21 protein-coding genes and 3 pseudogenes are annotated in these 21,257 nt (G+C 66.7%); 17 read left to right on the forward strand and 7 right to left on the reverse strand.

The window, feature by feature from the left end; all coding sequences use genetic code 11:
* Window positions 1–52 precede the first annotated feature (52 nt).
* Genes ACFQDL_RS02885 through ACFQDL_RS02905 form a run of 5 tightly spaced genes read left to right on the forward strand, consistent with a single transcriptional unit; the run spans window position 53 to window position 5,342 of the window.
* The gene (locus ACFQDL_RS02885) at window positions 53–412 is read left to right on the forward strand and encodes an FAD-dependent oxidoreductase (RefSeq protein ID WP_379907749.1); all 360 of its coding nucleotides are present in this window, start codon (window positions 53–55) and stop codon (window positions 410–412) included.
* The gene (locus ACFQDL_RS02890) at window positions 322–1,407 is read left to right on the forward strand and encodes an NAD(P)/FAD-dependent oxidoreductase (protein WP_379907750.1); all 1,086 of its coding nucleotides are present in this window, start codon (window positions 322–324) and stop codon (window positions 1,405–1,407) included. Before ACFQDL_RS02885 ends, ACFQDL_RS02890 begins: the two co-directional genes overlap by 91 nt.
* Window positions 1,404–3,470, forward strand: coding sequence for a DUF1365 family protein (locus ACFQDL_RS02895; RefSeq protein ID WP_379907751.1), 2,067 nt, complete (start codon window positions 1,404–1,406; stop codon window positions 3,468–3,470). The genes ACFQDL_RS02890 and ACFQDL_RS02895 overlap by 4 nt, the downstream gene beginning before the upstream one ends.
* Window positions 3,439–4,398 (forward strand): MFS transporter, encoded by a 960-nt coding sequence (locus ACFQDL_RS02900; protein ID WP_379907752.1) that lies wholly within the window; start codon window positions 3,439–3,441, stop codon window positions 4,396–4,398. Before ACFQDL_RS02895 ends, ACFQDL_RS02900 begins: the two co-directional genes overlap by 32 nt.
* Window positions 4,302–5,342: a DUF3833 family protein gene (locus tag ACFQDL_RS02905; RefSeq protein WP_379912829.1), complete on the forward strand. Its 1,041-nt coding sequence runs from the start codon at window positions 4,302–4,304 to the stop codon at window positions 5,340–5,342. The genes ACFQDL_RS02900 and ACFQDL_RS02905 overlap by 97 nt, the downstream gene beginning before the upstream one ends.
* Here ACFQDL_RS02905 and ACFQDL_RS02910 read toward each other — a convergent pair.
* From ACFQDL_RS02910 to ACFQDL_RS02930, 5 genes are all read right to left on the reverse strand, one after another.
* Entirely contained in the window at window positions 5,333–5,614 is a 282-nt protein-coding gene (locus ACFQDL_RS02910; protein ID WP_379907753.1) for a hypothetical protein, read from the reverse strand. The genes ACFQDL_RS02905 and ACFQDL_RS02910 overlap by 10 nt on opposite strands.
* The gene (locus tag ACFQDL_RS02915) at window positions 5,614–7,212 is read right to left on the reverse strand and encodes a PTS fructose transporter subunit IIABC (RefSeq protein ID WP_379907754.1); all 1,599 of its coding nucleotides are present in this window, start codon (window positions 7,210–7,212) and stop codon (window positions 5,614–5,616) included. The genes ACFQDL_RS02910 and ACFQDL_RS02915 overlap by 1 nt, the downstream gene beginning before the upstream one ends.
* Window positions 7,213–7,283: 71 nt before the next feature.
* Window positions 7,284–7,715 (reverse strand): nuclear transport factor 2 family protein, encoded by a 432-nt coding sequence (locus ACFQDL_RS02920; RefSeq protein ID WP_379907755.1) that lies wholly within the window; start codon window positions 7,713–7,715, stop codon window positions 7,284–7,286.
* Window positions 7,712–8,485 (reverse strand): SDR family NAD(P)-dependent oxidoreductase, encoded by a 774-nt coding sequence (locus ACFQDL_RS02925; RefSeq protein ID WP_379907756.1) that lies wholly within the window; start codon window positions 8,483–8,485, stop codon window positions 7,712–7,714. Before ACFQDL_RS02925 ends, ACFQDL_RS02920 begins: the two co-directional genes overlap by 4 nt.
* A complete protein-coding gene (locus ACFQDL_RS02930) occupies window positions 8,452–9,177 on the reverse strand; it encodes a DUF6134 family protein (RefSeq protein WP_379907757.1) in 726 nt (241 codons plus the stop codon). The genes ACFQDL_RS02925 and ACFQDL_RS02930 overlap by 34 nt, the downstream gene beginning before the upstream one ends.
* Window positions 9,178–9,386: 209 nt before the next feature.
* Between ACFQDL_RS02930 and ACFQDL_RS02935 the strand changes: the two genes are divergently transcribed.
* From ACFQDL_RS02935 to ACFQDL_RS02990, 12 genes and pseudogenes are all read left to right on the forward strand, one after another.
* A complete protein-coding gene (locus tag ACFQDL_RS02935; protein ID WP_379907758.1) occupies window positions 9,387–9,971 on the forward strand; it encodes a peptidylprolyl isomerase in 585 nt (194 codons plus the stop codon).
* Between the two features lie 313 nt (window positions 9,972–10,284).
* Window positions 10,285–10,410: pseudogene (locus ACFQDL_RS02940) on the forward strand (transposase family protein); the annotation flags it as partial.
* A gap of 230 nt (window positions 10,411–10,640) precedes the next feature.
* Window positions 10,641–12,794, forward strand: coding sequence for a PHA/PHB synthase family protein (locus ACFQDL_RS02945; protein WP_379907759.1), 2,154 nt, complete (start codon window positions 10,641–10,643; stop codon window positions 12,792–12,794).
* Window positions 12,679–13,433, forward strand: a pseudogene (locus ACFQDL_RS02950) (V-type ATP synthase subunit B); the annotation flags it as partial. The gene ACFQDL_RS02945 and the pseudogene ACFQDL_RS02950, both read left to right, overlap by 116 nt.
* Before the next feature lie 165 nt (window positions 13,434–13,598).
* Window positions 13,599–13,868: pseudogene (locus ACFQDL_RS02955) on the forward strand (ATP synthase beta subunit C-terminal domain-containing protein); the annotation flags it as partial.
* A complete protein-coding gene (locus ACFQDL_RS02960) occupies window positions 13,869–14,486 on the forward strand; it encodes a V-type ATP synthase subunit D (protein WP_379907760.1) in 618 nt (205 codons plus the stop codon). It begins immediately after the preceding pseudogene.
* Window positions 14,483–15,919: a V-type ATP synthase subunit I gene (locus ACFQDL_RS02965; RefSeq protein WP_379907761.1), complete on the forward strand. Its 1,437-nt coding sequence runs from the start codon at window positions 14,483–14,485 to the stop codon at window positions 15,917–15,919. The genes ACFQDL_RS02960 and ACFQDL_RS02965 overlap by 4 nt, the downstream gene beginning before the upstream one ends.
* Window positions 15,823–16,326, forward strand: a complete 504-nt coding sequence (locus tag ACFQDL_RS02970; protein WP_379907762.1) for a V-type ATPase 116kDa subunit family protein — start codon at window positions 15,823–15,825, stop codon at window positions 16,324–16,326. The genes ACFQDL_RS02965 and ACFQDL_RS02970 overlap by 97 nt, the downstream gene beginning before the upstream one ends.
* Window positions 16,327–16,404: 78 nt before the next feature.
* Window positions 16,405–16,785 (forward strand): ATP synthase subunit C, encoded by a 381-nt coding sequence (locus ACFQDL_RS02975; RefSeq protein WP_379912831.1) that lies wholly within the window; start codon window positions 16,405–16,407, stop codon window positions 16,783–16,785.
* Entirely contained in the window at window positions 16,775–17,491 is a 717-nt protein-coding gene (locus tag ACFQDL_RS02980; protein ID WP_379907763.1) for an ATPase, read from the forward strand. The genes ACFQDL_RS02975 and ACFQDL_RS02980 overlap by 11 nt, the downstream gene beginning before the upstream one ends.
* 345 nt (window positions 17,492–17,836) lie before the next feature.
* A complete protein-coding gene (locus tag ACFQDL_RS02985; protein WP_379907764.1) occupies window positions 17,837–18,202 on the forward strand; it encodes a hypothetical protein in 366 nt (121 codons plus the stop codon).
* A 112-nt stretch (window positions 18,203–18,314) separates the two neighbouring features.
* A complete protein-coding gene (locus ACFQDL_RS02990; protein ID WP_379907765.1) occupies window positions 18,315–20,006 on the forward strand; it encodes a V-type ATP synthase subunit A in 1,692 nt (563 codons plus the stop codon).
* A gap of 204 nt (window positions 20,007–20,210) precedes the next feature.
* On the opposite strand, the gene ACFQDL_RS02995 is transcribed toward ACFQDL_RS02990, so the two are convergent.
* Together ACFQDL_RS02995 and ACFQDL_RS03000 are read right to left on the reverse strand one after the other, a co-directional pair.
* Window positions 20,211–20,669, reverse strand: coding sequence for a YiiD C-terminal domain-containing protein (locus ACFQDL_RS02995; RefSeq protein ID WP_379907766.1), 459 nt, complete (start codon window positions 20,667–20,669; stop codon window positions 20,211–20,213).
* Window position 20,670: 1 nt separating this feature from the next.
* The gene (locus ACFQDL_RS03000) at window positions 20,671–21,231 is read right to left on the reverse strand and encodes a nitroreductase family protein (protein ID WP_379907767.1); all 561 of its coding nucleotides are present in this window, start codon (window positions 21,229–21,231) and stop codon (window positions 20,671–20,673) included.
* Between the last annotated feature and the right edge of the window lie 26 nt (window positions 21,232–21,257).

Genomic DNA, 21,257 nt, shown 5'->3' on the forward strand with positions numbered 1-21,257 from the left:
GAGTGTGCCCGCATCTTCGTACAGAGGCGCAACAGATGCAAAGGAAACCAGAATGAACGTACAGGCACTTCGTCCCCTCAAGATCGCCGTCGTCGGCTCGGGCATTTCGGGGCTGTCCTGCGCCTGGCTGCTGAGCCGGCAGCATCAGGTGACACTGTTCGAGAAGGACGACCGTCTGGGCGGCCACTCCAATACCGTCGAGCTCGATCTCGATGGCCGCCAGACCCCGGTCGACACCGGCTTTATCGTCTACAACCCGGTCAACTACCCCAACCTGGTGCGGCTGTTCGAGACCCTGGGGTCGAAAGCCGCGCCACCGAGATGTCCTTCTCGGTCTCCCTCGACCAGGGCGGCCTGGAGTACAGCGGTACCGGGCTGCCGGGCCTGTTCGCCCGGCGCCGCAACCTGCTGAGCCCCCGCTTCTGGTCATTGATACGCGACCTGCTGCGGTTCTACCGCGCCTCGCAAGCGTACGGCCAGGACAGTGAACTGGCCGGACTCACGCTCGGACAACTGCTGCAGCGCGAGGGGTATGGCCACGCCTTTATCGACGACCACCTGCTGCCGATGGGGGCTGCCATCTGGTCCACGCCAGTGGACAGGATGCTCGACTATCCGGCGCTGGCGTTCCTGCGCTTCTGCCAGAACCACGGCCTGGTACAGCTCAATGACCGGCCTCAGTGGCGCACCCTGGTCGGCGGCAGTCGCAGCTATGTCGAACGCATCGAGCGGGTATTGCAGGAGCGCGGCGAGATTCGCCTCAACAGCCGCATCCATCGCATCGTTCGCCGCCCTGGCCGTATCGAACTGGAATTCATGCACGGCGAGCGGGAAGTCTTCGACCAGGTGGTGCTGGCCTGCCACGCCAACCAGGCGCTGTCGCTGCTGCATAATCCCAGCAGCGACGAACAGCAGTTGCTCGGCGCCTTCGAGTATCAGCGCAACCGCGCCGTGCTGCACAGCGATCCGGCCCTGATGCCCAAACGCCGCGCCGCCTGGGCCAGCTGGAACTACCTCGCAGAGGGTACCCGCCCGCGCAGCCGCGAGGTATCGGTGAGCTACTGGATGAACCGCCTGCAGCACCTGCCCGCATCACATCCGCTGTTCGTGACCCTGAATCCGCTGCAGGAGCCGGCACCGGGCGCCATTCACCGCAGCTTCCTCTATGATCACCCGACCTTCTCGCTGGCCGCGCTCGACGCCCAGCAACGTCTCTGGGACCTTCAGGGCGAGCGCAACACCTGGTTCTGCGGCGCCTATTTCGGCTACGGCTTCCATGAGGACGGTCTGCAGTCGGGACTGGCGGTGGCGGAAGCCCTCGGCGGCATTCCCAGGCCCTGGGCGCTGGACGAACCGAATCACCGCATCTTCGTGCCAACGGAAAAAGCCAGGAAGTCGGCCGCATGACAGCCTCCGCGCTTTACCTGGGACAGGTCATGCATCACCGGCTGGTGCCAAAGGTGCATCGCTTCCGCTATCGGGTGCTGTCGCTGCTGCTCGACCTCGACGAGATCGATGCGCTGGACCGGCATCTGCGACTGTTCTCCCGCAACCGGTTCAACCTGTTCTCCTTTCACGACCGCGACCACGGCAGCGGTCACGGCGAGGACCTGAAGTCCGACATCGTCCGAACCCTCGCCGACGCTGGCGTCGATCTGGGCAAGGGCCGCATTTCGCTGCTCTGTTACCCACGCATCCTCGGCTACGTATTCAATCCGCTGAGCGTTTATTACTGCCGGGATGGGGACAACCGTCTCAGGGCAATACTATACGAAGTCAGCAATACCTTCGGTCAGCGTCACAGCTACCTGCTCCCGGTAGACGACGGCGACGAACCGGTGCGTCATGCCATCGACAAGGGTTTCTACGTCTCCCCGTTCATGCCGATGGACTGCCGCTATCACTTCAGGATGCCGCCGCCGGGAAACCGCGTGGGGGTGCATATCGAACAGACCCGCGACGGCGAGTGCATCTTCATTGCCAGCTTCACCGGGCGGCGTGAAGCACTGACCGACCGGTCCCTGCTGAGGGCCTGGTTCGCCCACCCGCTGATGACCTTCAAGGTGATCGCCGGCATCCACTGGGAAGCGCTTCGGCTCTGGCTCAAGGGGCTGCGACTGCAGCCGCGGCCGGCACCGCCGTCGACGCCGCTGACCGCCGGCGCCCCGCGGGGACCTGCCACCCTCATTACCCAGCACAAGCCCCCTTGGGAGAACGCGTTGATGAAACCGACTGAATACAGCGTCGCGTCCGATCTGCCGCGGCTGGCGGAGACCGCCGCCGGCGGCTGGTTCAACCGCCTCTGGCTGCGCAGCCTGGCGCCCTGGCTGGCGCGGATGGATTATGGCCGGCTCGACCTGCTGCTGCCGAACGGGCAACGGCTGCGCATCGGCAATGCCGCCAAAAGCAGCCTGCATGCCGAGGTGCGCCTGCACAACCTGCGGCCGTTGCGTCGGCTGCTGCAGGGCGGTCTGCTTGGCTGGGCGGAAAGCTACCTTGCCGGCGACTGGGACAGCCCCGACCTGAGCGCCCTGATGCTCTGGGGACTCGGCAACGAGCATGCCTTCGGCCGCCTGGCCGAGGGTAACCGCCTCAGCGCCACGGTACAGCGGCTGTTGCACCGGTCGCGTCGCAATACCCGTCGCGGCAGCCGCCGCAATATCGCCTACCATTACGACCTGGGCAACGACTTCTACCGTCTCTGGCTCGATCCGACGATGACCTACTCGTCCGCGCTCTTCGCCGACGCCGGACAGAGTCTCGAAGAAGCACAGCGCAACAAGTACCGCCGCATCTGCGACCTGCTCGAACTGACGCCGGGGCAGCGGGTGCTCGAAATCGGCTGCGGCTGGGGCGGCTTCGCCGAGACCGCCGCCCGCGAGTACGCAGCCGAGGTCGACGGCATCACCCTGTCGCGCGAGCAGCTCGCCTGGTCGCGCCAGCGCATGTCCGAGCAGGGGCTGGAGGCACGCTGCCGCTTCTCCCTGACCGACTACCGCGACCTCGAAGGCCGCTTCGACCGCATCGCCTCGATCGAGATGTTCGAAGCCGTCGGCGAAGAGCACTGGCCGCTCTATTTCGAGCAGCTGCGCCGCCGCCTCAAGCCGGGCGGCCTGGCCGTGCTGCAGGTTATCAGCATCGCCGACGGTCGCTTCGAGCAGTACCGCCGCGGCGCCGACTTCATCCAGCGCTATATCTTCCCCGGAGGCATGCTGCCGAGCCCGTCCCGGCTGACTGCGGAGATCGAGGCGGCCGGTCTGCAGCTGGCGCATCGGGAAACCTTCGGTAGCGACTATGCCCGCACCTTGCAGCACTGGCGCCAGGCCTTCCTCGCGCAGTGGCCGCGAATCGGGGCGCAGGGCTTCGACGAGCGCTTCCGGCGCATGTGGCTCTACTATCTGGCCTATTGCGAGGGCGGCTTCCGCCAGGGTTCCATCGATGTCGGCCTCTACCTGCTGCGCGCGCCCTGAGCGGCGGCGCCCCCGGCATCCGACGGCGCCGCTGACGACGGACAGCCTCAGGCGCTATGGTGCCCTGGGGCTTCCGCTGGCGCTGCCCACCGTCGCTGTCTATGTGCTGCTGCCCACCTGGTACTTCGAGACAACCGGGCTGTCGCTGACGCTGATCGGCGCCCTGCTGCTGTTCACCCGGCTGTTCGACGTCGTCACCGATCCGCTGATCGGCCTGGCCATCGACCGTTATCCCGCCATCCGGCCGGCGCGGCCGATTCTGATCGGAGGTCTGTTGTGCGCACCGGCACTGTGGCTACTGGTGAACCCGCTTGCGGACCAGGCGGCCCTGTCGCTGCTGGCCGGTCTCCTGCTGCTCTACCTGGGCTGGACGCTGATCCAGGTTCCGTACCTGGCCTGGCTGCCGCGGCTGCATGACGACAGCCACGAACGCAATCGCGCGGCGGGTTTTCGCGAAGCCATGACGCTGGCGGGCCTGGTGCTGTCCGCCGCACTGCCGGCCGCCGCCTCCCTTGCCGGCTTCGACGTGCAGCAGGGGCTCAACCTGCTCGTTCTGGTCACGCTGCTGATTGGCGCCTTCGCTGTCCGGGCCCTGGGGCAGCTGCCGGCCGGGCGGCTGCCGTCACAGGCGTCGTCCGACGGGGGCTGGCGCCTGTTTCGCGAAAACCGCCTGGCCCTGCGTCTGCTGACCGGCTGGTTCGTCAACGGTCTGGCCAACGGCTTCCCGGCCATTCTGTTCCCGCTGTTCGTCTCGGCCTGGCTGGGGGCAGCGAACTGGACCGCTCCCTGTACATCCTGCTGTACTTCGGTGCCGCCATCCTGTCGCTGCCGCTGTGGCTCAAGATTTCGCGTCGCTTTGCCCGCCCCCGCCTGTGGTGCCTGGCGATGCTCGGCGCCATCGCCGCCTTTGCCCTGGCGCCGCTGCTGACGCCGGCCACCGCAGCCGCCTTCGTGCCGATCTGCCTGATCACCGGCGCCGCCCTCGGCGCCGACCTGACACTGCCCCATGTCATCCAGGCCGAGATCTCGGACTGGGACCGCTACCGCTTCGGGCGCGAGCGCAACGGCATCCTGTTCGCCTGCTGGAACATGGCGACCAAACTGGCACTGGCGCTTTCCGCCGGTTTCGCCTTCGTAGTGCTTGGCGCCAGCGGCTTCGAGGACGGTCAGCCGGAGCCACTCTGGCTGCTGGCGATGATCTACGCCCTGCTGCCCTGCGTATGCAAGGGGTGGCTGTACTGCTGCTCTGGAATTTCCCGTTACAGCCTTCACAGCACCGGGCAATACGCCTGCGACTGGACCGCCGCCAACGGAGCGCTGCCGACCATGAGGTTATTGATTCTGCTGACCACCCTCTTCCTCGCCGGATGCAGCGACATGAGAATTGAGCAATTTCGCGACAGTCCACACGTCCTGAAGCTCGAGGACTATTTCGACGGCCGGGTACTGGCGTGGGGATCGTTCGAGGACCGGTTCGGCACGGTAAGGCGGCAGTTTTTCGTCGAGATCGACGGCCACTGGAACGGTGAGGCACTGGTGCTGCACGAGGCTTTCCGCTATGACGACGGCGAGGAGCAGGTTCGGGTCTGGACCATCAGACCGGACGGTCAGGGCGGTTATACCGGAACGGCCGACGACGTCGTCGGCGTCGCCCGCGGCCGGATCGCCGGCAATGCCCTGCACTGGCAGTATGAGATGAATCTGGCGGTCGGCGAAAGACGCTGGCGCGTGCGGTTCGACGACTGGATGCTGCTGCAGCCGGATGGCGTCATGCTCAACCGCGCGCAAGTCAGCAAGTGGGGGCTGCGGATCGGCGAAGTCCGACTGTTCTTCCTCAAGCCCGACGCGGCCCGCGAACGCCTTCAGCTTTGACTCAAGCCCGTCCGCGGGCGGGCGAAGCGCTTGAGGCCGGCGACCAGACAGGCGGTCAGCAGCGCACCCGCGGCGATCGCCACCAGGTAGCCGGCCCAGTTGCCCACCAGTGGTATCACGAAGACCCCGCCATGGGGTGCCAGCAACTGGCAACCGAAGGTCATCGACAGCGCCCCGGCCAGCATCGATCCGAGGATACAGGCCGGCAGAACCCGCAGCGGGTCGGCCACCGCATAGGGAATGGCCCCCTCGGTGATGAAGGAGGCCCCCATCACCAGGCAGGCGCGGCCCGATTGACGTTCGAGCGGATTGAATACCCCCGGAAACAGCAGCGTCGCCAGCCCCAGCCCCAGGGCGGCACCATGCCGCCGGCCATCACCGCGGCCTGGGGGAAATAGTTGCCGGCCTCGATCGCGGCGATGCCGAAGGTATAGGCCGCCTTGTTCACGGGCCCGCCCATGTCCACCGCCATCAGCCCCGCCAGCAGCGCGCCCAGCGCGATGCGATTGCCCAGCTGCAGGCCGTTGAGCCAGCCCACCAGGCCGTTGTTCAGTGTCGATATCGGCTCCACCAGCCAGACCATCAGCCCGCCGCAGAGCAGCAGCCCGGCCACCGGATAGATCAGGATGGTGCGGATCGCATCAAGCGCCTCGGGTAGCGGGCGGCACAGCCGTTGCAGCAGCAATACACCATAGCCCCCGATCAGCCCGGCCACCATGCCGCCGAGAAAGCCGGCACCGGCCTGAGCCGCGATATAGCCGCCGACCATCGCCGGCATCAGCCCGGGCCGGTCGGCGATGCTGCGGCCGATAAAGGCCGCCAGCACCGGCACCATCAGCCCGAAGGCGCCCTGGGGACCACCCAGCTCGATCAGCAGGCGCGCCAGCGGGTGGAAATCCGCCGAGGCAGGGTCGGCCGCATCGATGCCGAACAGAAAGGACAGGGTGATGAGTATGCCGCCCCCGACCACGAACGGCAGCATGCTCGAGACGCCGGTCATCAGGTGACGGTAGAAACCCCAGTGCCCCTGGTCCTCCGGCACGCCGACAGACGCAGCCTCCGCACGAATCGTCTCCCCGGCGGGCGGCAGCCGCAGCGCCCGCAGCAGCAGTCGCCGGGGGTCGCGGATGGCATCGGTGACCGGCACCTGCAGCAACGGCTTGCCGGCGAAGCGCTGGCGATTGATATTGCGGTCGACCGCCAGGATCACGGCATCGGCCTGCTGGATGTCGTCCACCGACAACGCACCGCGCACCCCGGCGGCGCCATGGGTCTCGACCTTCAGATCCAGGTGCAACCCCCGTGCCGCCTCCTGCAGGCGCTCCGCGGCCATGTAGGTGTGAGCTATACCCGCCGGACAGGAGGTGACAGCGACGAGGCGGACGTCGGCATCGCCCTGCGGCACCGGCAACTCGACGCCCTCGGCCTCGGCGAACAGCCGCAGCACCTCCATTGGCGTCTGCGCCTCGACAAGGCGTGCGCGAAAGGCCGGATCGATCAGATGGCAGGAGGCGGCCGCCAGTACATCGAGGTGCCGGCCATCGTCATCGGCGGGCTCGGCGATCATCAGGAAGAACCGGGACGGCTGACCGTCGAGCGCACCGAAATCGATGCCCTCGCGGGCGATGGCAAAGGCCAGCGCGGGCTCGCGCACGCCGTCACTGCGTGCATGGGGCACCGCGATGCCCTGCTCCAGACCGGTGCTGCCGCTGGCCTCGCGCGCCAGGAGGGCGTCCAGGAAGGCGTCGGCGTCTTTGAGTTTGCCGGCCCGATCGAGCAGAGCCACCAGTTCGGCCAGGACGTCGTGCTTGCTGTGACTCTCGAGATTAAGTGCTATGCGATCGCTGGCCAGCAGGTCGGTCAACGCCATGGCTGTACTCCGCCCAGGTGCTGTTGCCTACAACCATAGCCGCTTTTGATCACCGGGTCGCGAATGGGCGCTCATCCGCCGGCAGCGAGCCGCCGGCGGATGAGCCGGATCAAACGCCCGAACAGCGGCACGCGTTCGTACAGAGGCCCGGAATCCCAGTAGTCGAGATGTTCGGTGATGCGCCCGTCCGGGGCGAACAGCAGCCGTGACAGACCCTCGACGTCCCAGTCGCCGAGCAGCGGCACCCGGGCGCTGAAGCGCCAGCGGATATAGCCCTGGCGCTCGTCCACGCACCAGTGCAGCACCCGGAAACGGGGCGACTCGGTGCGTTCGAACATGTCCGCCATCACCGCCCTCATGGCCGCGATACCCCGGACATCGTTGAACGGATCGCGAAAGTGCACGGTCTCGGTGAGCAGCGGCGCCAGCTCGTCGAGCCGCTGCGGCGTCAGGTTTTCGAACAGCTCGACATAGCGGGCGCAGTTTTGCTGCTGTGGCGTCATGGGCGCGTGATCCGTCGTACCAGCGGGAAGTAGAGCCGATAGGGTAACAGACGCAGCAGCTTGAGCCAGATGACGAAGCGCCGGGGAAAGGCGATTTCGAAGCCTCCCCGCTCGAGGCCCCGGAGAATGCGGCGCGCGGCATCGTCCGGCTCCAGCAGAAATGGCATCGGAAAGGGGTTGCGATCGGTCAGCGGCGTGCGCACGAAGCCGGGATTGATCAGATTGAGCACGATGCCGCTGCCCTCGAGATCCAGCCTCAGGGCTTCGGCGAAATTGATCAGCGCCGCCTTGCTGGCGCCGTAGGCGGTCGCGGTCGGCAGGCCACGGTAGCCGGCCACCGAGGCGACGATAGCCAGTTGGCCACAGCGGCGCCTGCGCCAGACCGGCAGCACCGCCGCAACGCCATTCACGACACCCAGGACATTGAGCCGCAGCAGCGACTCGAACGGCAGGGGCGAAAAGTCGTCGAGTTCGACCGGCTGATGGCTGCCGGCATTGAGAATGCACAGATCGATAGGGCCGAGCTCGGCCTCGATACGTCTGAATGCCGCTTCGCAGGCATCGCTGTCGGTCACGTCCAGCGGATAGGGCTGCAGGCGCCCCGGCAACGGGCCGCTACGCACCGTCTGTGCCAGGCGTTCGAGATCCTCGACGCTGCGGGCACTGATGGCCACGGTGCAGCCACGCCGGGCCAGCTCCAGCGCCAGGGCTTCGCCGATGCCGCGCGAAGCGCCCGTTATCCAGACTGTCGACCATCTGGGTCTTGGCATAGCGGATTCCTGTTCCAGGGTTCGGCGGAGGCATCGATGACGGCCTCCGGACTGAGGGGGTGGAGGCGTATGCGGGAGCCGCCGCGGGCACTGAACTCGAGCCCGCGCCAGTGACCTTCGCTGTCGTACCAGACCCGGGTGTCCTCCAGATCGCCGCCCAGCCGGTAGCGCTCGACCTCCAGGGTCCGGGCGCCGAACTGCAGCGCTTCGGAACCCTCGTGCTCGATATCCAGATCACTGGCTCTGCCGGTCAGGGTGTTGAGCAACCGGGACCGGCCCAGCACCGACGGGTTCCAGTGATTGCTGGTCACCAGATCCCCCTGCAGGCGCCAATGCCCGCCCTGCGCCTCGACCTCCAGCGCATCCCTGTCACGGCGAGCCCGGATCTGTTCCTGCCGGGAACCATCCTCGATGGTCACGTACAGCGAATCGAGGCGGCCGGACCGCCACCACTCCGTGGCGCGGTAGCGATAGCGGTAGTCGAACCAGAGCGGCAGCGGCACCTGCAGATCCATCGACACCTCGACCCTGAGCCGCTCTCCGGACTCGGTGAACCGCAGGCAATGGGAACCGACCGGGCGGCCTTCCAGGCGCACCTCGAAAATCATTTTTTCCGGCAGTTCCGGCATTGCCGCCGTTCCCGGAGACAGGAGCGCAAGGCTGCACAGCGGAAGAAATTTCAGCCCGTTCATCGTTTCACCTCTGAAGATCCTGTACGCAGCGACGGCGCCGATGGATCTCGTTGCGGTGACGGCCCGGCGACTGCCGGAGCACCTGGCCTTCCGCCTGGCGCGTCTTGCAGGAGGCTGGATAAATGCCTGTAATACATCTATCGTTCAATCACTTAGCGAACTCCCGGAGGGCGGGAGATCGCCACTTCGAGAGACCCAAGGACACCAAGATGATCAAGCCTTTTCTGAAACGCGCGACCCTGGGCGTCGCCCTGACCCTCGCCACGACGCTGCCGCTGCAGGCCGGCACCCTGGTGGAGATGGAAACCAGCGCCGGTACCCTCGAGCTCGAGCTGTTCGACGACCAGGCGCCGAAAACGGTTGCCAACTTCCTCGATTACGTGGACAGCGGCTTTTACCGGGGCACCATCTTCCACCGGGTGATTCCCGGGTTCATGATTCAGGGCGGCGGTTTTACCGAAGCGCTCGAACGCAAGGAGACTCAGGCGCCGGTCGAAAACGAGTCGATCAACGGCGCCAGCAACCTGCGCGGCACCCTCTCGATGGCGCGGACCCGGGATCCGCACAGCGCCACCGCCCAGTTCTTCATCAACAGTGTCGACAATCCGCGGCTCGATGCCCAGGGCAGCCAGTTCGGCTATACCGTGTTCGGCCGTGTCACCCGGGGCATGGATGTGGTGAACGCCATATCCGCGACCCCGACCCGAATACTGGGACCGCACCGCAATGTGCCGGAGACCGCGGTGGTGATACGCGATATCCGCCGAGTCGAATCCGAACCGACGACACCCTGACCACAGTCTCTCTTGTAAGAGCCCATTCTGTGGGCGAATGACCTTTGCATCGAAAGATTCGCCCGGGGACCGGGGTCCAACCTGTCTAGAGCCCGGTCCCGGGGGCAGGGCAATCCCACTATCACGAGGCGATGACAAGATCGTCAGGGTCGATGTGGTCGGGCCTGTCTGACACGCCGTGAACTCGTCCCTGAGGGCTCGGCTGCCGCCGTCCTGGCGGCAGACGGTCAGCCAGACCCGACCACATCAGCCTCGGCGAGCCCGGTGCCGGTGCGAAAACGGCTTAATTCCGGCATTTGCAGCAACCGTTGCCATGCTGCCGAACCCCAAGCCTTTCTTCGAATCCCTCCCCGATCCGCGCCGGACCAGGCAAAACAAGCTGCATGGGCTGTCGGACATCCTCGGTATCGCCCTTTGTGCAACACTCTCCGCCGGCGACCGTCTGCCGCCAGGGAGGGCGGCAGCCGAGCGGTCAGGGACGACGTAAAGCGTGTCGCACGGAAACGGTACCGCCGGCCCGGACTGGCACTCACAGTCGTCAGGTAGTGCGATTGCCCTGATCCCGGGGGCGAATTGACCGGGTCTTTTGATGCCCGTCACTGTTGCACCGCAACAAAGCGGCTAGACTGTAGCCCGGACTCGAAGATCGACCCAGACCCGGGAGGCGTCATGGAAACCGAACTGCAGGCTGAAGTCACAACGCGACAGACACCCGGACGGGGGCACTGCAAGCGCCCGTCCCCGTTGCCGGGTCCCTTTACCCGGCTCGACGACGAGGGACCGCTGTCATACCGCTCCTTCGGTACCCGGGCGCTGGACCACGCCTTCAGGGCCAACCTGGCACGCTTCAGTTTCGGGCTCAGCCCGGCCGGACTGACGGCACTCTGGGTCGACTGGATGGCCCACCTGGCGACCTCGCCGGGTAAACAGCTGGCGCTGATGGAAAAGGCGGGGCGCAAGGCGACCCGGCTGATGAACTACATGCTGCAGCAGGCCACCGATCCGGACTGCGCCTGCTGTATCGAACCCCTGCCCCAGGACCGGCGTTTTACCGGCCCGGCCTGGCAGCAGTGGCCGCACAACCTGATCTACCAGGCCTTCCTGCTGCATCAGCAGTGGTGGCACAACGCCACCACCGAAATCGACGGACTGTCGCCGCAGCGCCAGCGGGTGCTGTCGTTCGTCCTGCGCCAGATGCTCGATCACTATTCACCGTCGAACTTCCCCTGGAGCAACCCCGAGATCATGCAGGCCACCCTGAGCCAGGGCGGCATGAACCTGGTCAGGGGCATTCAGAACCTGAGCGAAGACTGGCAGCGCGCCGCCGCAGGCCACAGACCGGTCGGCGCCGAGGCCTTCGCGGTCGGCGAGAATGTCGCCGTGACGCCGGGCAAGGTGGTGTTCAGAAACCACCTGATCGAGCTGATCCAGTACCAGCCGACGACCACCGAAGTCCATCCCGAACCGATCCTGATCGTGCCGGCCTGGATCATGAAGTACTACATCCTCGATCTGTCGCCGGAGAATTCGCTGGTGAAGTACCTGGTCGATCAGGGGCACACGGTCTTCATGATCTCCTGGCGCAACCCGACTTCCGACGACCGCGAGCTGGGCATGGACGAATATCGCCGCCTCGGCGTGATGGCGGCAATCGATGCGGTCTCGGCCATCGTGCCGGAGCAGCGCATTCATGGCATGGGCTACTGCCTGGGCGGCACCCTGCTGAGCATCGCCGCCGCCGCCATGGCGCGTGACCGCGACCCGCGTCTGGCCACCCTGAGCACCCTCGCCACCCAGCTCGATTTTTCCGAGGCCGGCGAGCTGATGCTCTTTATCGGCGAAAGCGAGGTGTCCTTCCTCGAAAGCATGATGTGGGACCAGGGCTATCTCGACGGTTACCAGATGGCCGGCGCCTTCCAGCTGCTGCGCTCCAACGACCTGATCTGGTCCCGCATGGTGCACGACTACTTCCTCGGCGAGCGCAAGCCGCTGAACGACCTGATGGCCTGGAACGCGGACCTGACGCGGATGCCGTATCGCATGCACTCCGAATACCTGCGCGGACTCTTCCTCAACAACGACCTGTCCGGCGGACGCTATATCGTCGACGACCACCCGATCAACCTCGCCGACCTGCGCACGCCGATATTCGCCGTCGGCACCACCAGCGACCATGTCGCGCCCTGGCGGTCGGCATACAAGATCACCACCCATCCGGCGATCGACGTCACCTTTCTGCTGACCAACGGCGGTCACAATGCCGGCATCGTCAGTCCGCCGGGCCACGATCACCGCCGTTACCAGGTCTCGACCAACAGGGCCGGCGACCGTTACGTCGACCCTGAAACCTGGCAGAGCATCACGCCGGTTCAGGAGGGCTCTGGTGGCCCGAATGGCTGCGGTGGCTCAAGGTGGAGTCCGGCGCGCCCGTCAGCCCGCCGGCGATGGGCGCACCGGCCAGGGCTACGTCCCGCTGCTCGATGCACCGGGCAGCTATGTGTTGCAGCGGTAGCCCGTAACCCATTATGGATACAACACTGCTGCGCTACACCGAGGTCGTCGAGATCGTCGGCGATATTGTCAAGGTACGGGTGGCCGGCACCGCCGGCCATCAGGCGGTGCGCTTCGGCGACCTGGCACGGGTCGAAAGCCAGGGCGGCGAAAGCTCCTGGCCCAGGTGATATCGATCCGGGGAGATATCGTCGCGCTGCAGCTGTTCGCCGGCACCCGCGGTGTCTCGACCGGCGCCAGCATCCGCTTTCTCGGCCACCCGCTGCAGGTACCCTACTCGGCCAATATCCTCGGACGGCTGTTCCGCGGTGATGGCACACCGCGGGATGCCGGCCCCGCGCTGGATCAGGAGCCGCAGGTGCCGATCGGCAGCGCTACGGTCAACCCGGTGCGACGTCAGCTGGCTTCGCGCATGATCCGCACCGATGTGCCGATGATCGACGTCTTCAACTGTCTGGTCGAGAGCCAGAAGATACCGATCTTCTCGATCGCCGGCGAACCCTTCAACCCGCTACTGGCACGGATCGGTATCCAGGCCGATGCCGATATCGTGGTGTTTGGCGGCATGGGGCTGATTTTCGACGATTTTCATGCCTTTCGTAGCGCCTTCGAGGACGCCGGCGTACTGGCCCGCACCGTCATGTTCGTCAACCTGGCGTCGGATTCGGTGGTCGAGCGTATCCTGGTGCCCGACCTCGCGCTGGCCGTGGCCGAACGCTTCGCGGTCGAGGAGGGCAAAGGGTGCTGGTGCTGCTCACCGACATGACCGCCTTCGCCGACGCGCTCAAGGAGGTCGGCATCGCCATGGATCAGGTGCCCTCCAACCGCGGTTACCCGGGGGATCTCTATTCGCAGCTTGCACGCCGCTATGAGAAAGCCTGCAACTTCCAGGGCGGCGGCTCCGTCACCATCCTCTCGGTCACCACCATGCCCGGGGACGACGTCACCCACCCGGTCCCGGACAACACCGGCTACATCACCGAAGGCCAGTTCTACCTCCATGACGGTCTGATCGACCCCTTCGGCTCGCTGTCGCGACTGAAGCAGCATGTGATCGGCAAGGTGACGCGCGAGGATCACGGCCAGGTCATGAACACCATGATCCGCCTCTACTCCGCGGCCCGGGACGCCGAGCAGAAACAGGCCATGGCGTTCGAACTGTCCGCCTACGACAGGCGCCTGCTGCAGTTCGGCCAGCTGTTTCGCGAACGCTTCATGGACGTGCGCATCTCGCTGGAGCTGGAGCGGGCACTGGATCAGTGCTGGCAGACCCTGGCCGAATGCTTCGAGCCGGCGGAGCTGTTGATGAAGCAGTCGCTGATCGACAAGTATTTCCCGCAACCGGATCGCGCAGCCGACCCGGTTGACACCGGAGCGGAGCCCTAGATGGCCAGGCTGGCCCTGAACAAGAGCGCCCTGAGCCGGGAGCGGGAGCAGCTGCGCAATTTCGAGCGTTTTCTGCCGTCGTTGGACCTGAAGCGGCGCCAGCTGATTGCCGAACGCGAACAGGCGCGCGCGCAACTCGCCAGGACAGGCCAGGCGCTGCAGACGCTGCAACGCGAAACCGCCGAAACGCTGCCGATGCTGGCCAGCGGGCAGCTCGAACTGGACGGGCTGGTGCGCGTCGATGCGGTCGACCTGGGCCGTGAAAACCGCCTCGGAACCCTGCTGCCCACCCTGCGACAGGTCAGGGTCAAAACCCGCGCCTACAGTCTTTTGGCCCGGCCCCACTGGGTCGACCGCCTCGCCGAACGCCTCGCCGAGCGCCTCGAGCTGCAGATCCGGCTGCAGGTCGAGGCACGGCGTGTCGAGCTGCTGGAACGGGCGGTTCAGCTGATCACCCAGCGGGTCAACCTGTTCGACAAGGTGCTGATCCCGCGCGCGCGCAACAACATCCGCCGTCTGCAGGTGCACCTCGCCGATGCCGAGCGCGCCGCCGTGATCCGCGCCAAGCTGGCCAAGAAAAGCCGCGCATCCGCTGACCGGACGGGGGCGCTGCAATGAGCGTGGTCGAGCTGAAAAAGGTCACGCTCTGCGGTCCGGCAAGCGAGAAAAGCGCCCTGCTCGAAGGCCTGCAGGCGCTCGGCTGTCTGCATCTCCATTCGCTGCGCCCGCCACCGCGGGAGCCGGAAAGCGCGCCGCCGGAGCATGCCAAAGCGGTACGCCAGGCCCTCGTCTGGCTGATGGCGGCACCGGTGAAGCGACGCCAGGTCAGTGCCGGCCTGTTCGACGACGATGACGAAACGAACGGATTCGACGTCCAGTCCCTGGTCTCCCGCGTCCAGGCGCTGCGGCAGCGGGAGCGGGATCTCAACGACCGGCGCGACTTTCTTCTCCAGCGAATCCGCCAGCTCGAGCCCTGGGGCGATTTCAGGCTGCCGGACGAGGCGGATCTGGCCGGCTACCGGCTCTGGTTCTACCGACTGCCGCTGCACCAGCTCCGGCAGCTGCCGCGCCGGGACCTCGCCTGGCAACTGGTGCATCGGGACCACCGCGAGGCCTACCTGGTCCTGATCTCGCGCGACGAGCCCCCGGCCGATGCCCTGCCGGTGCCCCGGGTCCATACCGGCCCGCTGTCACTGGGGGCACTGCGCAGACGGTTGCACCGTATCGAGATCGACTGTGAAACGCTCGCCGCCGAGCGTCAGGCACTGACCCGCTGGATCCTGCTGCTGAGCCGCAATCTCGCCCGCAGCGAGGACAGCGCCGCCCTCGCCCATGCCGCCGGCCTGACACTGGACGCCGGCGCGGTGTTCGCGGTTCAGGGCTGGATTCCGGCATCGCAGCTGGCGCGCCTGCAGCGTTTCGCCGAAGGCCACCACCTCGCCTGGCTGATCGAAACGGCGCGGCCGGACGACAAGCCGCCGACCCTGCTGCAGAACCCGGACATGCTGGCCGGCGGCGAAGAACTGGTGCGCTTCTACCAGACCCCGGCCTACGGCAGCTGGGACCCGTCGGTGATCCTGTTCGGCTCTTTCGTGCTCTTCTTCGCGATGATTCTGTCCGATGCCGGCTATGGACTGGTGCTGGGTGCGCTGTTGCTGCTGGGCTGGAACCGGCTCGGACGGAGCACGTTGCGCCGGCGCCTGCGCGTGCTGAGCGCGATGCTGGTCGGCGCCACCCTGATCTGGGGGCTGCTGGCCGGCAGCTATTTCGGGGCCGCGCCCGCACCCGGCTCCTGGCTCGCCGGCCTCAAACAGCTGGACCTGCACGACTTCGACAGCATGATGCGGCTGTCGATCCTGATCGGCGCCGCTCATATCGCCCTGGCCAATGGCGCCCTGGCCGGCATTGCCGCCGGCGCCCCGAGGCCCTGGCCCGGCTGGGCTGGATCGCCACGGTGCTGGGCGGTCTGGCGCTGGGCTTCGGCCATTTCGCCGCAGCCTCCGCCTGGTGGCACCCGGCCGGCCCCTGGCTGCTGGGCGCCGGCCTGCTGATGGTGCTGACCGGCAGCGCTGCCGGGGCGCGCGGCAGGGGCCCGTTGCAGCTGCTGCGCGGGCTGGTCGCCCTGAGCGGCATCAGCCGGCTGTTCGGCGATGTCCTGAGCTATCTGCGACTGTTCGCCCTGGGGCTGGCCAGCGCCTCGCTGGCGCTGACCCTCAATCAACTGGCCGACCAGGTCAGCCAGTCGGTACCGGGCATCGGCTTTCTGCTGAGCCTGGTGATTCTGCTGCTCGGCCACGGCCTGAACCTGGCCCTGGCGGTGATGAGCGGCGTGGTGCACGGCCTGCGACTGAATTTCATCGAGTTCTACAACTGGGGACAGACCGGCGAAGGCTACCCCTTCCGAGCCTTCCGAAGGACCGCCGCAGAAACGGAAAAGGAGAAACAGACAGGTGAATGAACTGATCCTATTGTTCGGCTGGATCGGGCTTTTTGCGCCCTGGCCCTCGGGGCGGCCGGTTCCATCATCGGCTGCGCCATTGCCGGTCAGGCGGCAATCGGCGCCATGCTCGATACCGAAAGCGGTTATGGCCGCTATGTCGGCGTCTCGGCGATGCCCTCGTCCCAGGTGATCTACGGCATCGTGGTGATGTTCACGCTGAACCGCGACGTCACCGTCGAATCGGCGGCCGGGCTGTTCGGCATCGGCAGCCTGACCGGCGCGGCCCTGATGGTCAGCGCCATCCGCCAGGGTCACTGCTGCGCCTCGGCGATCCATGCCGCCAAGGCGAAACCGGAAATCTTCGGCCTGTCGCTGGCCCCGGCGGCGATTGTCGAAGGCTTCGCGGTGTTCGCCTTCGTCTTCGCGCTGGTGATCAGCGCCGGAATACCGGGGGAGGCCTGCTGCCGTGACGGATGACCGGAAACGCCAGGCACCGCTGGCCGCCAATGGTGTCGAGCGACTGATAGAACGGCTTCGGGATGAGGGCGTCGCCGAGGGACGGGCCAGCGCCCGCAGGATCGTCGAAGAGGCCGAAGCCCGGGCCCGCTGGCTGCTGCAGCAGGCCGAGGAAGAGGCCGAGCTGGTCCGACGCAAGGCCCGTGACGAGGCCGGGCGTTACCGCGAGGCCGCAGACCAGGCCCTGAAAGTCGCCGCCCGCGATGCCGTGCTCGGTCTCAAGGCCACCCTGAGTCAGCAGTTCAATCGCGAGCTCGATCGTCAGGTCGCGGCCCAGATGCGCAGCGACGGCCTGCTGCGCGAGCTGATCCTGGCGGTCGCCGGCCGTACCCGTGACTATTGCGAGCCGGCCGAACGCATCGAGATCCTGCTGCCCCGCCGGGCCTTCGGCTTCGAGGAGATGCGCCGCGACCCGGAAAGCGTCGCCCGGGGCGAACTGACCGCACTGGTGCGGGAGCTGATCGGCGAGAGTCTGCGCGACGGCGTCAGCTTCAGCCAGGACGACGACGATACCCCGGGGCTGCGCATCCGGCTGAGCGAGCGCGGCATCACCATCGACCTGACCGCCGCCAGCGTCGCCGAGCTGTTGAGGCGCAGCTGCAGCCGCGGTTCCGGGTCCTGCTGGAGGGGGTCGTCAAATAGATGTCGACCCGCTATGCGCTGCTGATCACCAGTCTGCCGTACCCGGGCCCGCTGTTCGCGGCCCGGCAGACACCGCTGTCGCGACTGCGGCTGGAGCAGCGACTCGCACTGCTGACGGCGGATGACCGCGAACGGCTGGATCGCATCGAGGCGCTGCTGCACTGGGACCGGCTGCCGCTCGACACCAACGATACCGAGATTCTGAACCAGGCCCGGGCGCTGATTCCGACCCTCGGCGACCCGCAGCTCGAGGCGATCGTCGGGCAACGGCTGGAGATGCGGACCCTGGTCGCCGCGCTACGCCGGCGTCAGCGCGGCGAACCGGCACCGGCCGCCGCGGCACCGGCCGCCGCCCGGATCAGCTGGGGCTATGGCCGCTGGACCGGGGTCATCGCCCGCCACTGGCAGGAACCGGGATTCCGCCTGCTGGGCCTCTTCCTGGCTGCGCCAGGCGGAACAGCTGCTCGCCGACGACGATCCCGTCGGCCTGGAGCGTCTGCTGCTGCAGCAGGTCTGGCAGCAGCTCGATCGCGCCGGCCAGGATCACTGGTTCGATTTTGTTGCCGTGGTCGTCTATGTGCTGCGCTGGAACCTGATCGACCGCTGGGTCGGCTACAGCGCAGAGATCGCCGCCCGGCGCTTCGACAGCCTGGTCGACAGCGGCCTGGGCCGCTTCGCCGACATTTTCCCGAACCCGGTGCCCACCCCGCCTTCAGCCATCCGGAGAGATGCCTGACCATGAATATGCCCGATCGCACCACCGCCCGTGTCGCGGCCGTCCAGGAGGACATCATCCGGATAGAGGCCCTCGAGGGCGCCCGGCTGATGAAAAACGAAGTGGTGCTGGTGTGCCCCGGCGGCGATGCCGACGGACAGGAAAAACTCAAGGCGGAAGTGCTGCGCGTGCGCGGCCGCAGCGCCGACATCCGGTATTCGAAAGCACCCGGGGCGTCGCCGTCGGCGACCCCGTCGAGCAGACAGGCCGGCTGCTCTCGGCCAGCCTCGGCCCGGGACTGCTCGGCAACATCTACGACGGTCTGCTCAATCCGCTGGAATCCCTGGCCACCGATCATGGCGTTTTCCTGCCCCGCGGCGTGGAAGCCCAGACCCTCAACCCCGGCCGCAGGTGGTCCTTCGACCCGAAGGTGACGACCGGTACCCGGCTGCGCGCCGGTGACGTGCTGGGCACGGTCCAGGAGGGCGCCATCTGTCACAAGATCATGGTGCCCTTCGGGCTGCAGGGCGAGGTGGAGCTGAGCTGGATACAGGCCGGCAACCACAGTGTCGAGACGCCGATCGCCCGCATCCGTGACGCCAACGGCCACGAACAGAGCCTGAGCCTGGCCCAGCGCTGGCCGGTGCGCCGGCCGCTGCCGGACCCTTTGCTGCGCCAGGGCTCCAGCGAACGGCTCTACCCCTGCGAGCCGCTGATCACGAGCCTGCGGCTGATCGACACCTTCTTCCCCGTCGCACGCGGCGGCACCGCCTGCATACCCGGCCCGTTCGGTGCCGGCAAGACGGTGCTGCAGAACCTGATCTCGCGCTACTCGGCGGTGGATATTGTCGTTATCGTCGCCTGCGGCGAGCGGGCCGGCGAAGTGGTCGAGACCCTGACCGAGTTTCCGCAGCTGCCGGATCCGCGCGGCAGCGGCTCGCTGATGGACCGCACCATCATCATCTGCAATACCTCGTCGATGCCGGTGGCCGCCCGCGAAGCCTCGATCTACACCGGCATCACCGTCGGCGAGTACTACCGCCAGATGGGGCTCGACGTGCTGATCATCGCCGACTCCACTACCCGCTGGGCCCAGGCGATGCGCGAGACGTCGGGACGGATGGAGGAGATCCCCGGCGAAGAGGCCTACCCGGCCTACCTCGATTCGGCGATCCGCGGCGTGTACGAACGCGCGGGACTGCTGCGCACCAACGACGACAGCACCGGCAGTCTGACCCTGATCGGCACCGTGTCCCCGGCCGGCGGCAACTTCGAAGAGCCCGTGACCCAGTCGACGCTGGGCACCGTCAAGACCTTCCTGGGCCTCAGTGCCGAGCGGGCCTACAAACGCTTCTATCCATCGGTCGACCCGCTGATCTCCTGGTCTCGCTACCTGGAGCAGCTGCATCCCTGGTTCGACGCCCGCCTGGGCAGCGACTGGAACGAGCGGGTGCAACAGACACTGCGGCTGCTGCAGCGCGGCGACGAGGTGCTGCAGATGATGCAGGTGACCGGCGAAGAGGGCGTGACGCTGGAGGACTTCGTGCTCTATCAGCAGGCGCTGTTCGTGGACAGTGTGTACCTGCAACAGGATGCCTTCGATCCGGTCGACGTCTCGGTACCGCTGGAGCGCCAGCAGCGGCAGTTCCGGCAGGTCTGGCGCCTGATCGCCCGGGAATACCGTTTCGACGACAAGGACGCCGCCCGGCGCTACTTCACCGAACTGACAGGCCTGGTGAAGAATCTAAACTACGCCCGCGACGATTCGCCGGAATATCGCCGCTTCCAGCAGCGCATCGAGACACTCGAAGCCGAACAGGCCTGAATGGGCTCTTCGCCGGCTCCTACAAGAAACTGTAGGGTGGAATGAGCCTGCGAATTCCACCGGTGAATCGCATTCCGCAGATGTCGGGCACCGTCAATGCCGGATAGTATCGGTGGAGCGCCACCCGGTGGAACGCCACCCGGTGGAACGCCACCCGGTGGAACGCCACCCGGTGGAATTCGCGCCTTCGGCGCTCATTCCACCCTACGGTGACCGAATGATCGCCACATAGCGCCCCTGCATCCGCATCGCGACCCTGTCGCCCTGGCGGATGTCGATGCCGAGCGCCAGGGCCGCGCGGCCGCGCTCACGGACCTTTTTCAGGAAAGCCGCGACGGTCTCGGTGTCCGGAAGCTCGCAGCGGGCACTGAAATCGCCGTCGACCGGCGCCCGGTACTCGAGCTGACTGTCGGCGATCACCAGATCGCAGTCCAGCCCCCGCTCGTGCAGCAGCAGGGTGATCAGCGACCAGCCGCAGATGGTCGCCAGCGTGGCCTGGGAACCGCCGAACCCCGTGCCCTTGTCGTTGACGTTGGGCGCAAGGCGGGCGGGAATCTCGAGTTGCCGGCCGTCGAAATCGAATTCGCCGAGCCCCATATGACCGAGCAGCGGAATCTGTCCCAGCAGCCAGCGGCGGAATTCGGCGATATCGGGCCGGCTCATCTCAGTCACCGTCCCAGCGGCTGACGAAATCCTCGACCTTCAGCTCCGGTGCGGCGCGGCCGCGGCTCGGCGTGCCGAGATAGACATAGCCGACGATCTCCTCGCCTTCGGCCAGCCCCAGCCCCTGTTTCACGCCACGGTCGTAGGCCGGATCGCCGGTGCGCCACATGGCGCCCAGGCCCTGGGCATGGGCGGCAATGACGATGCCATGGGCGGCGCAGCCGGCGGAGATCAACTGCTCGATCTTCGGTACCTTCGGATGCTCGCGGGTCGAGGCGATCACCACCACCAGCGTCGGCGCCCGCCGCGGCGCCTTCAGCAGCTTCTGCTGCTTTTCCTCGGGCAGGTCCGGATCGGCCGCCAGGGCCGAACGCATGAACAGTTCGCCGAGCCGGTCCAGCCCCTCGCCCTCGACCACCAGGAAGCGCCAGGGGCGAATGCCGCCGTGGTCCGGCGCGCGCAGCGCCGCACGGAACATCAGTTCGAGCTCGTCTTCGCTTGGTCCCGGCGCTTCCAGCAGCGGAATCGAGACGCGGTTGATCAATGCATTGAGTGCATCCATGAATGCGGTACTCCTTGGCGGATCCC

The sequence above is a fragment of the Marinobacterium aestuariivivens genome, from assembly GCF_042661465.1.
Taxonomy (GTDB): Bacteria; Pseudomonadota; Gammaproteobacteria; order Pseudomonadales; family Balneatricaceae; genus Marinobacterium_A; species Marinobacterium_A aestuariivivens.

What these genes read in the sequence shown, in the direction of transcription:
- ACFQDL_RS02995 (WP_379907766.1), bottom strand. Translation starts at nt 20,669, where the DNA reads ATGAGCCGGCCCGATATCGCCGAATTCCGCCGCTGGCTGCTGGGACAG.
- ACFQDL_RS02935 (WP_379907758.1), top strand. Translation starts at nt 9,387, where the DNA reads ATGATCAAGCCTTTTCTGAAACGCGCGACCCTGGGCGTCGCCCTGACC.
- ACFQDL_RS02885 (WP_379907749.1), top strand. Translation starts at nt 53, where the DNA reads ATGAACGTACAGGCACTTCGTCCCCTCAAGATCGCCGTCGTCGGCTCG.
- ACFQDL_RS02920 (WP_379907755.1), bottom strand. Translation starts at nt 7,715, where the DNA reads ATGACGCCACAGCAGCAAAACTGCGCCCGCTATGTCGAGCTGTTCGAA.
- ACFQDL_RS02910 (WP_379907753.1), bottom strand. Translation starts at nt 5,614, where the DNA reads ATGGGGGCCTCCTTCATCACCGAGGGGGCCATTCCCTATGCGGTGGCC.
- ACFQDL_RS02890 (WP_379907750.1), top strand. Translation starts at nt 322, where the DNA reads ATGTCCTTCTCGGTCTCCCTCGACCAGGGCGGCCTGGAGTACAGCGGT.
- ACFQDL_RS02965 (WP_379907761.1), top strand. Translation starts at nt 14,483, where the DNA reads ATGAGCGTGGTCGAGCTGAAAAAGGTCACGCTCTGCGGTCCGGCAAGC.
- ACFQDL_RS02925 (WP_379907756.1), bottom strand. Translation starts at nt 8,485, where the DNA reads ATGCCAAGACCCAGATGGTCGACAGTCTGGATAACGGGCGCTTCGCGC.
- ACFQDL_RS02895 (WP_379907751.1), top strand. Translation starts at nt 1,404, where the DNA reads ATGACAGCCTCCGCGCTTTACCTGGGACAGGTCATGCATCACCGGCTG.
- ACFQDL_RS02945 (WP_379907759.1), top strand. Translation starts at nt 10,641, where the DNA reads ATGGAAACCGAACTGCAGGCTGAAGTCACAACGCGACAGACACCCGGA.
- ACFQDL_RS02900 (WP_379907752.1), top strand. Translation starts at nt 3,439, where the DNA reads ATGTCGGCCTCTACCTGCTGCGCGCGCCCTGAGCGGCGGCGCCCCCGG.
- ACFQDL_RS02915 (WP_379907754.1), bottom strand. Translation starts at nt 7,212, where the DNA reads ATGGCGTTGACCGACCTGCTGGCCAGCGATCGCATAGCACTTAATCTC.
- ACFQDL_RS03000 (WP_379907767.1), bottom strand. Translation starts at nt 21,231, where the DNA reads ATGGATGCACTCAATGCATTGATCAACCGCGTCTCGATTCCGCTGCTG.
- ACFQDL_RS02960 (WP_379907760.1), top strand. Translation starts at nt 13,869, where the DNA reads ATGGCCAGGCTGGCCCTGAACAAGAGCGCCCTGAGCCGGGAGCGGGAG.
- ACFQDL_RS02930 (WP_379907757.1), bottom strand. Translation starts at nt 9,177, where the DNA reads ATGAACGGGCTGAAATTTCTTCCGCTGTGCAGCCTTGCGCTCCTGTCT.
- ACFQDL_RS02985 (WP_379907764.1), top strand. Translation starts at nt 17,837, where the DNA reads ATGGCCGCTGGACCGGGGTCATCGCCCGCCACTGGCAGGAACCGGGAT.